The organism is Breoghania corrubedonensis, from assembly GCF_003053845.1.
GTDB lineage: Bacteria > Pseudomonadota > Alphaproteobacteria > Rhizobiales > Stappiaceae > Breoghania > Breoghania corrubedonensis.
The window spans coordinates 67,280-79,376 of the sequence record NZ_QAYG01000006.1; the positions used below are offsets into that span (position 1 = coordinate 67,280).

Here is a 12,097-nt window from a genome sequence, read left to right on the forward strand (position 1 = left end):
TGTTCAAACGATGGGCCATGATGGCCGCCGCAGTGCTCGGCTTCGTCGCCGTCAGCATCCAGCCCTCGAGCGCGCTGGTGGAGATCAATGTCGCCGGCGGCAACATCGAGCCGCTACCGATCGCGCTGCCGAATTTCGGCGGCGACGACGCCAAGCTCTCGGCCGATATCGTCTCCGTCATTACCGCGGACCTGAAGCGCTCGGGACTTTTCCGGCCGCTCGATCCGCAGAGTTTCATCCAGAAGGATATGGACGTGAACACCCAGCCCCGCTTTGGCGACTGGCGGGTGATCACTGCCCAGGTTCTGGCCACCGGCTCCGTCTTCCGCCAGTCCGACGGGCGACTTCGCGCGGAATTCCGGCTGTGGGACGTCTTCGCCGGCGAGCAGATGCTCGGCCAGCAGTACTTCACCACGCCGGAGAACTGGCGCCGGCTTGCCCATATCATCGCCGATGCGATCTACCAGCGGCTGACCGGCGAGAAGGGGTATTTCGACACGCGCGTGGTCTTCGTCTCCGAAAGCGGACCGAAGGACAAGCGCGTCAAGCGGCTGGCGATCATGGATCAGGATGGCGCCAATGTGCGTTTCCTGACCCGCGGTGACGACCTGGTGCTGACCCCGCGCTTCTCGCCGTCGAGCCAGGAAGTCACCTACATGTCCTATGCTTCCGGCAATCCGCAGGTCTATCTGCTCAACATCGAGACAGGTCAGCGCGAGGTGGTCGGCAACTTCCCCGGCATGACGTTTGCGCCGAGGTTCTCGCCCGACGGACAGCAGGTGATCATGAGCCTGCAGGAGTCGGGCAACGCCAACATCTTCTCGATGGATCTGCGCTCGAGGCGTACGACTCGGCTCACATCGTCCGCGGCGATCGATACCTCGCCGTGCTACTCGCCGGACGCGCGGCAGATCGTGTTCGAGTCCGATCGCGGCGGCTCGCAACAGATCTACGTGATGAACGGCGACGGGTCGAACCCGCACCGTATCAGCTTCGGTCCTGGCTCCTATTCGACGCCCGTCTGGTCGCCGCGCGGTGATCTCATCGCGTTCACCAAGCAGCACGAAGGCCGCTTCATGATCGGCGTGATGAAGCCGGACGGCAGCCAGGAGCGCATCCTGACCGAGGGCTTCCACAACGAAGGTCCGACCTGGGCGCCGAACGGCCGCGTCATCATGTTCTTCCGCGACACGCCGGGCGCCAATGGCGGGCCGCAGCTGTGGACGGTGGATCTGACCGGCTACAACGAACGCCGCGTGGAAACGCAAGGATTTGCGTCCGATCCGGCCTGGTCTCCGCTGCTGGAGTAGCGGAAATGTTTTTTTTCGTCCGCGCGATCGCGAGCGGGGAACCAAATGGCGGGTGGCGGGTTACCACCCGTCCGGCGTCTCGGCGTCGGCCCCGGCCGTGCCCTTGATCGCGAAGGGCGGGGAGACTAGGTTCGCACACCTCTTGTGCGCGACCAAAGGCATGGCAATCGGGCAGATTAGGGGATTATTAACCATCTCCGCAAACCACGGCTTAACCAACTCGGGCTAGGTTTAGTTTACCCTATCGGGGCTCGGTGGGGACCAAGGAGTAGCGGGACTATGAAGATGAACGGGACATTCATGCGCGGATTGCGGGTCGCTGCGGTGGCGGCGGTCGCGCTGTTCGTTGCAGCCTGCGCCCAGACGCGGCCGGACAACATCGCCAACAGTACGGTGGCGCCGGGTACGGCCCAGGATTTCGTCGTCAATGTGGGCGACAGGGTGTTCTTTACGGTCGATAGCTCCGACCTCACCGCAGAGGCTCGCGGCACCCTGGACAAGCAGGCACAGTGGTTGCAGCAGTATCCGCGATACACTGTGACGGTCGAAGGACACGCCGACGAACGCGGCACGCGTGAATACAACATCGCGCTGGGCGCCAGGCGCGCGACGGCCGCACGCGATTACCTGATCAGCCGTGGCGTTGGTGCCAACCGGCTGCGGACCATTTCCTATGGCAAGGAACGCCCGGTTGCCGTGTGCAACGACGCGTCTTGCTGGACCCAGAACCGCCGCGCGGTGACTGTGGTCAACAACGCGGGAAGCTGACGGCCGGTCGCGAAACCCGCGCCTCGAGCTTTGGACAGAAGAGACCGGCGATCCTCGAAAGGGGGTCGGCGGTCTTTTCGCTTATTGCGGGCCACACCCTTACGGCAGGTCAAAATTTGGCCGAACTCCGCGCGACCTATGTTAGGAAACGCGTACCCCTTCTTCCGGGGCCTTCAGGCCCGTGACAACGGATGGATCATGAAGACATTTCGTATCCGCGAACGTACGTCCGGTCGCATTGCTCTGGCTCTGACGTTCGGGCTGGCGCTTGCGCTCGCCGCGCCTTTGGTCGCGGCCGGCCCGGCCGCCGCCCAGGGCGGTTTCTTCGGCTCGTCCAACAACCGCGAGGACGGCCAGCTTGCCGTGCGGCTCGGACAGCTTGAGGAACAGGTCCGCAATCTCACCGGACAGATCGAGGAGCTGAACCATCAGCTCCGCCAGACCCAGGACCAACTGCGCCGCGCGCAGGAGGACAACGAATTCCGGTTCCAGGAGCTGGAAGGCGGCAAGCCGGGCACGGGCAAGCGCTCGCAGGCGCCGGCCGCCGGCACACCCGCCGATACCGCGCGCAATTCCGCAGGCGGCAATTCGTATGGGCGTGCGCCAGCACCCGGCACCGCGGATCCCAACGATCCCTACGCCGCCAAGCGTGAGGCAACGGTGCACGACCTGGGTTCCTACTCGGTGCCCGAACAGGGCTCCGGCGATCAGGGGGCGGCGCTTGGCCCCTCCGGTCAGCCGCTCGATCTCTCCGCGCTGGCGCGCGGCAATTCCGGGTCCTATGGCGGCGATTCCTACGGCGGCGGCGCTTATGAGGAGCCGGACAATCCGCCGCTCGGCGGCAACGGCGTTTCCGGTGCGACCGGTGGCACCGACGCGATCGGCCAGCTCGCGTCAGCCTCGCCCGACGGGTCCGCCCGTCAGGAATACGATCAGGCCTATTCGATGGTGCTGAACGGCCAGTACGACCAGGCCGCCCAGCTCTTCAAGCAGTTTCTGGCCGCCAATCCGGACGATCCGCTTGCCGCCAACGCGCAGTACTGGCTGGGCGAGAGCTATTTCGGCAAAGGCAAGTACCGCGAGGCGGCAGACGCCTTTCTCAAGACCTATACCGACTACCCGGCCAACGACAAGGCGCCCGACAGCCTGCTGAAACTCGGCCTGTCGCTTGATGGGCTGGGCCAGAAGGATGCGGCGTGCGCGACCTATTCGGAGCTTCTGACAAAGTATCCCGGGGCCTCTGGAGCGGTTCTCGATCAGGCGCGCAAGGAGCAGAAGAGTGCCGGCTGTCGTGGATGACGGAACGCCGCTTTGCGAAAGCGAGGCGGCCCGGCTGTTTGCGCCTCTGGCGCGTCATCGCCTGATCGCGCTCGCCGTTTCCGGCGGTGGCGATTCCATGGCTTTGCTTCATCTCTACGACCGTTGGCGAAAGGCTTGCCCGCAGGCGCCGCGCGCGGTCGTTTTCACCGTCGATCACGGCCTGCGCGCGGAAGCGGCCGATGAGGCGGCGATGGTCGCGCGGCATTGCGAGACCCTTCGAATTCCCCACAAGACGTTGCGCTGGCAGGGGCCGAGGCCCGCAAGTGGCATCCAGGAGGCGGCGCGCGCGGCCCGCTATTCGCTGATGATCGGCGAAATGGCCGTGCTTGGCGCCGATGCGCTCGTCCTTGCCCATACATGCGATGATCAGGCCGAGACCTTTCTTGACCGGCTGGCGCGCGGCAGCGGCGTCTACGGTCTTGCCGCGATGGCACCGGAAACGCGGCGCGAAGGCATCGTTCTGGCCCGTCCTCTCCTCGATGTCTCGCGCGCGCGGTTACGGACGATGCTCGTGGCGGCGGGGATCGCATGGGTGGACGATCCCTCCAACGAGGATAGCCACTACCGCCGCGTGCGCATGCGCCGGTTGCTGCCGGTGCTGGAGCGCGAAGGTCTTGGCCGTGATCGGCTGGTTGCGACTGCGCGCTCCATGGCACGCGCGGCCGCCGCACTTGACGGATGGGTCGATGGCATCATCGCGGGCGACGTCATGCGACACCCGGCCGGCCCGTGTCGTTTCGCGGCTTCGCTGCTGGAATGTCTGCCGGATGAGGTGGCATTGCGGCTTGTCGCCCGGCTGCTGCGCGATACAGGCGGCGCGTCGCATGTTCCGCGGCTTGCCCGGCTGGAGGCGGCTCTGGCCGATCTCGGTTCAAACGAGGGCCGGCGGACGCTGGCCGGCTGCGTGATGGAGCGGCGGGACGGGGAGATTCTGGTTCATCGCGAAATCGGCCGCGCGGGATTGGACGAACTGGAAATCCGGCCCGGCGAAACCGGCATCTGGGATCGGCGTTTTGCCGTCACATTGAGTGCGGATGCGGCCGGACCCGTGCGGATTACAGCGCTGGGGGCGGGCGGGCTTCGGCGCGCGGGGCTTGCTCCGCCGCAAGGCTGGCCGCGCGCGGCCTTCGCGGGCGCGCCTGCGGCACGAAGGGGCGGCGATGTCCTTGCGCTTCCGGGGTTCGATCTCACGCCGGCTGCGCAATGGCGAGGAAGCGTGGTCGCCCGCCGTATTGGCATTTTGCGGTGAGATGGCCCATGCCTCGAATGGCGGCCTCGTACTTTATGCCAAGGGGGGAGCCGAAAGGCGGGAATTAATTGTGCCATCACGTCGGCGATTTAACAAAATGTCGACATCAATCGGTTGATAATGGGCGCGTGTCTTGTTCCGCGGGGGGGCGAGGCCTATCTTTCGGCAAGAAAGCCACAGACGGCGCCGAGCCCGGCGACGTCCAGTCGAACCCCGGTCGGGGGTATGTGCCCAGGGATGGCGTTCCATCCGGGCCGATGTCACGACCGGCGGCCAAGGGACCGTCATGAACTCAAATTTTCGGAATTTCGCGCTCTGGGTGATCATCGCCCTCTTGCTGATCGCCCTATTCCAGCTGTTCCAGAGTTCGAATACGCGAACGCCGACGAGCGAGATCGCCTTCTCCCAGTTCCTCAATCAGGCGGAACAGGGCGACATTCGTGACGTCACGATCCAGCAGCAACAGATTACGGGCCACTACACCAAGGGTGGCGGAACATTCCAGACCTATGCGCCCGACAACGAGCAGTATGTCGATCTTCTTCGCTCCAAGGGCGTGACCGTCGTCGCCAAGCCGCGTGCGGAGAGCTTCTCCCTGATCAACACGCTGATCGGCGCGCTGCCGATGCTGCTCATCCTCGGTATCTGGATCTTCGTGATGCGCCAGATGCAGGGCTCGGGCGGCAAGGCGATGGGCTTCGGCAAGTCGAAGGCGAAGATGCTGACGGAGGCCCACGGCCGCGTCACCTTCGAGGATGTCGCCGGCGTGGACGAAGCCAAGGAAGATCTGGAAGAAATCGTCGAGTTCCTGCGCGACCCGCAGAAGTTCCAGCGCCTCGGCGGTCGCATTCCGCGAGGCGTGCTGCTCGTCGGCCCTCCGGGTACGGGTAAGACGCTTCTGGCGCGCGCGATTGCGGGCGAAGCCAATGTGCCGTTCTTCACGATTTCCGGTTCCGACTTCGTGGAAATGTTCGTCGGCGTGGGCGCGAGCCGCGTGCGCGACATGTTCGAGCAGGCGAAGAAGAACGCGCCGTGCATCATCTTCATCGACGAAATCGACGCCGTCGGCCGCCATCGTGGTGCCGGCCTTGGCGGCGGCAACGATGAACGCGAGCAGACGCTGAACCAGCTGCTCGTGGAGATGGACGGCTTCGAGGCGAACGAGGGCATCATCCTGATCGCCGCGACCAACCGGCCGGACGTTCTCGACCCCGCGCTGCTGCGCCCGGGCCGTTTCGACCGTCAGATCGTCGTGCCGAACCCGGACTTCACCGGCCGCGAGAAGATCCTCAAGGTGCATATGCGGAAAGTCCCGCTGGCGCCCGATGTCAACGTCAAGACGCTGGCGCGCGGCACGCCGGGCTTTTCCGGCGCGGACCTGATGAACCTCGTCAATGAGGCCGCCCTTCTGGCCGCACGTCGCGGCAAGCGCCTTGTCACGATGGCGGAGTTCGAGGATGCCAAGGACAAGGTGATGATGGGCGCGGAGCGCCGTACCCTGGCGCTGACGGAAGAAGAAAAGAAGCTCACCGCCTATCATGAGGCCGGCCATGCGCTGATCGCGCTGCACATGCCGGCGTCCGATCCGATCCACAAGGCGACCATTATCCCGCGCGGTCGTGCGCTGGGCATGGTGATGCGCCTGCCGGAGAAGGATCAGGTGTCTCTGACGCGTGCCAAGTGCCATGCGGACCTTGCGGTCGCCATGGGCGGGCGCGTGGCGGAAGAGATGATCTTCGGCTACGAGAAGGTCACGTCCGGCGCCTCCGGCGATATCCAGATGGCGACCAAGCTCGCAAAGGCGATGGCGACGCAGTACGGCATGTCCGACAAGCTCGGCCCGCTGATGTACGGCGAGAACGAGGACGAGGTCTTCCTCGGCCATTCTGTCGCCCGCACGCAGAACGTCGCCGACGAGACCCAGCGGCTTGTCGACGCGGAGATCAAGGGCTTCGTCAATACCGGCTACGAGACGGCCAAGCGCATCCTCACCGAAAACGAGGACGAGCTGCACATCATCGCCAAGGGCCTGCTGGAATACGAGACGCTGTCGGGCGACGAGATCAAAGGCCTGCTGAACGGCAAGCCTCCGGTGCGCGACCTCGACGACGAGCCGATCATTCGCGGCTCGGCCGTGCCCAAGACGGGCTCGCACAAGAAGGGCGACGGCGGCGAACCGGCCGGTGGCCTGGAGCCGCAGCCTCAGGGTTGAGTCGTGCTTGCGAAACCGAATTGGAAAAGGGCCCGCCTCGGCGGGCCCTTTTTCGTTGGGTGCTTCAAGCCCCCGACACGATCTTCCCGCGATCCGGCTTCATATCCACCGCACACTCTCTCGTCATTGCCCGGCGACGTCCGGGCAATCCACTGCCGCCTGCGGCATGCGTGACGTGCGCTGGATCACCCGGACTGCGCCGGGCGATGAACGATGGGGGGGCATGAGCGGGAGGTCTGCGCGGCAAGCGCAGCGGTCATTGGCCGGCCCTGGCTGGTGACAGGCCCGGCACTGCGTGTCCATGATGAAGCACTGTTCATTTTTTCGTTTCTGCGCGGTCTGTTGTACCCCACTCGCAGATCGGAACAGGACAGCAGTGGTTGGAGCCGGCAATGACGGTGAGAGGGTCTCGGGAACCCCATCCGTAAAGTCCCGGACACCGCCGGCCTTTGTCACAAACGCAAACAATTTTTGAACGCTTCGGTGACCATAATTCTGTATGTAAACGACAGAATAACGGTGTCTGCGGGCGCGGCCTCGTGAACGGCGCGGGACCCGGCACTCAACTTTCTTGCTCCGAGCGACGGCCATACCCGCACGACAGTTGTACGAGCGGGCAAATGGCGCACCCGGCGCATGCACGGAATTGGAAGATCCATGACACGCAGCTATTTCGGCACGGACGGTATTCGTGGACAGGCAAACCGCTGGCCCATCACGCCCGAGGTCGCCATGAAGGTCGGCATGGCCGTCGGCGTCATCTTCCGCAATGGCGGACACCGGCACCGGGTGGTGCTGGGCAAGGACACGCGGCTGTCCGGCTACATGATCGAGACGGCTCTTGTCGCCGGTTTTACCTCCGCCGGCATGGACGTCTTCCAGCTCGGGCCTATCCCGACGCCCGCCGTCGCCATGCTGACGCGCAGCTTGCGCGCCGATATCGGCGTGATGATCTCCGCCTCGCACAACGCCTTCGTCGATAACGGCATCAAGATCTTCGGCCCCGACGGCTTCAAGCTTTCCGACGAAGTGGAAGGCGAGATCGAGCGGCTGATCGAGAGCGATCTTTCCGGCCGGCTCGCGGCTCCCGCCGATCTCGGCCGGGCCAAGCGCGTGGACGGCGTGCGTGATCGCTATGTCGAGTACGCCAAGCGCACCCTGCCGCGCAACATGAGCCTGGAGGGCCTGCGCATCGTCGTTGACTGCGCCAACGGCGCGGCCTATCGCACGGCGCCGGAAGTGCTGTGGGAGCTGGGCGCGGAGGTCTTTTCCATCGGCGTGGAGCCGGACGGCCTCAACATCAACAAGGATTGCGGCTCCACCTCCATCGGCGCCTTGTGCGAGAAGGTGCGTGAGCTCAGGGCCGATATCGGCATCGCGCTCGATGGCGATGCGGACCGGGTGATCCTGGTGGACGAGAAGGGCGAAGCGGTCGACGGCGACCAGCTGATGGCGGTCGTTGCGGAAAGCTGGAAGGAGAGCGGCCAGCTCGCCCAGCCCGGCATCGTCGCCACCGTCATGTCGAACCTCGGGCTGGAACGGCATCTTTCCGACATCGGCCTGACGCTCGCGCGCACCAAGGTCGGCGACCGGCACGTGGTGGAGCACATGCGCCAGCACGGCTTCAATCTCGGCGGCGAGCAGTCCGGCCACATCATCCTGTCCGATTTTTCCACCACCGGCGACGGCCTCGTGGCGGCGCTTCAGGTGCTGGCCGTGGTGCGCCAGCAGAACAAGCCCGTCTCGGAGGTCTGCCGCCGGTTCGAGCCGGTGCCGCAGGTTCTCAAGAATGTTCGCTTTGCCGGTGGCGCGTCGCCGCTCGACAGCGAAAGCGTCGTCACCTCCATCGAGGCGGCCAAAGGGCGGCTGGGAGCTGGTGGACGGCTGGTCATTCGGCCTTCAGGCACCGAGCCGCTGATCCGGGTCATGGCCGAGGGTGACGACGTCGATCTCGTCAATGCGGTGGTCGACGACATCTGCGCTGCGCTGACCAGGGTCGCCGCCTGACGGAGGCTGACGGGCGGGGCGCCATGCGTTTCCAGAGTCATTCCGGTCCGATCATGCGGCCGTAGCGGAAGGAGAAGGCCTCCTCTTGCCTTTTCTTCGTTAAGAACCGGCTTCCCGGCGGCAGGCCTGGTGGTTGCATTGGTTAACGGACGCGTGGCGCGGCAGACATCCTGCGGCCCCATGCCGCTTCGTCATTCCGGATTGGCCCTCCGGAAATATTCGGACTACCAAGTATTTGTGCTGATCTGCGTGGATATCCGGCAGCAGTAGGCTTCCTGTAGGGTTTCGTGCCATTTGCCCCTTGCAAGTCGTCCGTTAAGTAATACTAACAAATAATTAATAAATAAAGTTAATGTAAATGAATGGATAACTCTTTTTGTTATCCATTCTTGTTAGGGTTAATCCCCCTTTAAACTTTGCTCCTGCATCATTCGGCCCATCGCGTATGAGTTTGAATGCCTTTTCACGATCGTGTCGGGCAACATAAAGGATGGGGTGCGAGATGAGCAGCCTGAGGAAACTTTTCATCGTAGCCAGCTTTGCGCTCGCACTTCCGTCGGTCGCAAGCGCTGCAGATCTGCCTGAGTACATTCCCGAACCCTATGTCGCGCCGCAGGGCGGCTGGTACCTGCGCGGCGATATCGGCTTCAAGATCTATGCCGACCCGTCGGCGCGCACGACCTACAACAATATCGGCGACTTCTCCAATGAGGGCATGGACAACACGGCTCTTGTTGGCGGCGGTATCGGCTATTACTTCAACGACTGGTTCCGGGCCGACGTGACCGCGGATTACGAGTTCAAGTCGGGCTTCGACGGCCATGCGCCGTGCGGTGGCTGTGGTGCGATCGGCTATTCGGTCGAGACCGCCGATATCGACGCCTGGACGTTCATGGTCAACGCCTATGCCGATCTGGGCACATGGCAGGGCTTCACGCCCTATGTCGGCGCGGGTATCGGTACGTCCTACGTGTCGGCATCGGGTGTCCGCGGGCACACGGCTACCGGCGTTCCGGTCTCTTACGACAGCCACGGCCGGTGGAACCTGGCCTGGGCGCTGATGGCCGGTGCCTCCTACGAGATCTCGCCGAACATGATGATCGACGCGGGCTATCAGTTCCGTTCGCTCGGCAAGGCCAAGAGCGGGCGCATCTCCGGCACCCAGAGCCGTATCGAATACGACGACATCTACGCTCACGAGCTGCGCCTGGGTCTGCGCTACAACTTCAACTGATTGCCTCGAACGGGGCTTAGGGTCAGACATGGAACGGGCCGGGAAGGTGACTTCCCGGCCCGTTCTCGTTCGGTACGGACCGGCCTTCGCTCAGGCCCGCACCTCCTGACGCTGGAAGGAGACATAGGCCAGCGTGAAGACCAGCACGATGCCCGCCACAAGGCCGGAAAAGTCCGGCCAGATGATCAGGAGGCTCTGGTCGAGCGGCAGGGGTGCGCCCATGAGCGCGCCCTCCATCTGGCTGCGGAACAAGAGGCCCAGCGCCCGGGTGGAAGGGTGCAGGATGCCCGTCAGCATCTCGCCGTAGAGAGTCGTCGGCGAGATCCGCATCAGGTCGTGCTGAAGGTTGTACTGGGTGAGCGCCGTCATCGGGTCGAGTGGATCAACGGGCGCGAGCGCACCGGCCACCAGCGGCGCCAGCATCTGCCAGAACACCGTGAACAGCAGCCACAGCGCAAGGGCGGCGAGTGCCGCCGTTGCGGTGGAGCGGAACCAGGTGGAAAACAGCAGCGCGATGCCGAGCCAGATCGCCGAATAGGCGACGGAGACGACCAGGAAGGCGATGCCGCGCGCCACTTCCTCACCCGATGGCGGCAGGCCCAGCGACAGGATGCCGACGCCGGTCACCAGCAGCCACAGCGTGATCACGCAGATGGTGAGCACAACGAGGCCGCCCAGGAACTTGCCGGCGAGCAGCGCATCGCGGTAGATCGGCTGCGAGAGCACCCGGCTCATGGTGCGACGCTGGTATTCCCCGTTGATCGCGTCGAACGCCAGGGTGATGGCGACAAGCGGCAGCAGAAAGCCCAGAAAGCCGGCGAACGAGGGTAGCGGTTCGCGCGCCGTGGTGAAGAGGCGCAGGAACAGGAACGGATCGGAGCCGACCGTTTCCTTCAGCTGTCCCGCCGAACCGTAGGCCGCGCCGATGGCGGTCAGGATGACGAGGCCCAGCACGATCTTCATTCTGGCGCTGGTGAGATGGTCGGCCGCCTCCTTGGCGGCCACTGCCCACAAGCCCGTCCAGGGCGATCCTTCACGCTGCATGGCTCGCCCCCTTGAAAGCGCGTTGGCCCTCGACAGTGCGTTGGTCCTCGAAATAGCGCTGGTAGACGTCATCGAGGCTCGGCTGGTGCATTGCGATACGCGTCAGCCGGCCGCCGCGCTCCACGATGTGTCGGGCCACGTCCGCGCGGATGTCGGCGGTCGCGCGGATGCGCACGTGACCGGGTGTGAGATCCGCAAACCCTGCGACACCGGGAATGGCGGCCGTTGCCGTCTTGATGTCGACGTTCTCGGCTTCCACCTCGATCGTGTAGGAGCCGCCCAGCACCCTGGAGCGCAGTTCGTCGACGGATCCGGTTAGTCCGATCCGCCCGTGGTTGATCAGCGCCACCCGGTCGCAGATGGACTGGACCAGCGACAACAGGTGCGAGGACAGCAGCACCGTGCGGCCATCGTCGCGAAGCCGGCGAATGAGATCGAGCAGTTCGGTGGTCGATTGCGGGTCGAGCCCGTTGGTCGGCTCATCCAGAATGGCGATGGGGCAATCCTTCACCAGAACCTCCGCCACGCCGAGCCGCTGGCGCATGCCGTGCGAAAAGCCGGCGACGTTCTTTTCCGCGACATCCGACAGCCGGACCCGTTCGAGCGCATTGTCGATGCGCGCATCGGCCTCAGCGGTGTCGAGCCCTGCAAGCCTTGCCGTGTAGCGCAGGTTCTCGCGCGCCGTCATGGTATCGTAGAAGCCGACACTGTCGGGCAGGTAGCCGACGGCGCGCTTGACCGCCAGCGGCTGGCGCAACGGGTCGAGCCCGGTGACGCGCACCTCGCCCTCGCTCGGCTCGGTGAGGCCCAGCAGGATCAGGATCATCGTGGTCTTGCCGGAGCCGTTCGGACCGAGAAGCCCGAACACCTCGCCCTTGTTGACGGTGAGATCAAGCCCCGCGACGGCCTCCACGCCGCCGTAGCGCTTGACGAGATCCCGAACCTCGATCACG

Annotated in this window: 9 protein-coding genes; 7 read left to right on the forward strand and 2 right to left on the reverse strand. The window is 64.5% G+C overall.

The window, feature by feature from the left end; genetic code table 11:
- Positions 1-17: 17 nt before the first annotated feature.
- From tolB to C8N35_RS15620, 7 genes are all read left to right on the forward strand, one after another.
- Positions 18-1,310, forward strand: a complete 1,293-nt coding sequence (gene tolB / locus C8N35_RS15590) for a Tol-Pal system beta propeller repeat protein TolB (RefSeq protein WP_245926815.1) — start codon at positions 18-20, stop codon at positions 1,308-1,310.
- Positions 1,311-1,589: 279 nt separating this feature from the next.
- The gene (pal, locus tag C8N35_RS15595) at positions 1,590-2,078 is read left to right on the forward strand and encodes a peptidoglycan-associated lipoprotein Pal (protein ID WP_210203552.1); all 489 of its coding nucleotides are present in this window, start codon (positions 1,590-1,592) and stop codon (positions 2,076-2,078) included.
- A 198-nt stretch (positions 2,079-2,276) separates the two neighbouring features.
- Positions 2,277-3,377 (forward strand): tol-pal system protein YbgF, encoded by a 1,101-nt coding sequence (ybgF, locus tag C8N35_RS15600; protein ID WP_107990645.1) that lies wholly within the window; start codon positions 2,277-2,279, stop codon positions 3,375-3,377.
- Positions 3,358-4,647, forward strand: coding sequence for a tRNA lysidine(34) synthetase TilS (gene tilS / locus C8N35_RS15605; protein ID WP_107990646.1), 1,290 nt, complete (start codon positions 3,358-3,360; stop codon positions 4,645-4,647). Before ybgF ends, tilS begins: the two co-directional genes overlap by 20 nt.
- A gap of 286 nt (positions 4,648-4,933) precedes the next feature.
- A complete protein-coding gene (ftsH, locus tag C8N35_RS15610; RefSeq protein ID WP_107990647.1) occupies positions 4,934-6,859 on the forward strand; it encodes an ATP-dependent zinc metalloprotease FtsH in 1,926 nt (641 codons plus the stop codon).
- Positions 6,860-7,516: 657 nt separating this feature from the next.
- On the forward strand, positions 7,517-8,866 hold the full coding sequence (glmM, locus tag C8N35_RS15615; protein WP_107990648.1) for a phosphoglucosamine mutase: 1,350 nt from the start codon (positions 7,517-7,519) through the stop codon (positions 8,864-8,866).
- A gap of 502 nt (positions 8,867-9,368) precedes the next feature.
- Positions 9,369-10,100 (forward strand): outer membrane protein, encoded by a 732-nt coding sequence (locus tag C8N35_RS15620; RefSeq protein ID WP_107990649.1) that lies wholly within the window; start codon positions 9,369-9,371, stop codon positions 10,098-10,100.
- A 90-nt stretch (positions 10,101-10,190) separates the two neighbouring features.
- Here the strand turns inward: C8N35_RS15620 and C8N35_RS15625 are convergent, their stop codons facing one another.
- Both C8N35_RS15625 and C8N35_RS15630 read right to left on the reverse strand, forming a co-directional pair.
- Positions 10,191-11,144, reverse strand: a complete 954-nt coding sequence (locus C8N35_RS15625; protein WP_107990650.1) for an ABC transporter permease — start codon at positions 11,142-11,144, stop codon at positions 10,191-10,193.
- Positions 11,134-12,096 carry an ABC transporter ATP-binding protein gene (locus C8N35_RS15630; protein ID WP_245926816.1) on the reverse strand — a complete coding sequence of 321 codons (963 nt, stop codon included), beginning with the start codon at positions 12,094-12,096 and terminating at the stop codon, positions 11,134-11,136. The genes C8N35_RS15625 and C8N35_RS15630 overlap by 11 nt, the downstream gene beginning before the upstream one ends.
- Position 12,097 lies beyond the last annotated feature (1 nt).

Coding starts and splice junctions, on each gene's coding strand:
- ftsH (WP_107990647.1), top strand. CDS start 4,934: ATGAACTCAAATTTTCGGAATTTCGCGCTCTGGGTGATCATCGCCCTC.
- tolB (WP_245926815.1), top strand. CDS start 18: ATGATGGCCGCCGCAGTGCTCGGCTTCGTCGCCGTCAGCATCCAGCCC.
- pal (WP_210203552.1), top strand. CDS start 1,590: ATGAAGATGAACGGGACATTCATGCGCGGATTGCGGGTCGCTGCGGTG.
- glmM (WP_107990648.1), top strand. CDS start 7,517: ATGACACGCAGCTATTTCGGCACGGACGGTATTCGTGGACAGGCAAAC.
- C8N35_RS15625 (WP_107990650.1), bottom strand. CDS start 11,144: ATGCAGCGTGAAGGATCGCCCTGGACGGGCTTGTGGGCAGTGGCCGCC.
- ybgF (WP_107990645.1), top strand. CDS start 2,277: ATGAAGACATTTCGTATCCGCGAACGTACGTCCGGTCGCATTGCTCTG.
- C8N35_RS15620 (WP_107990649.1), top strand. CDS start 9,369: ATGAGCAGCCTGAGGAAACTTTTCATCGTAGCCAGCTTTGCGCTCGCA.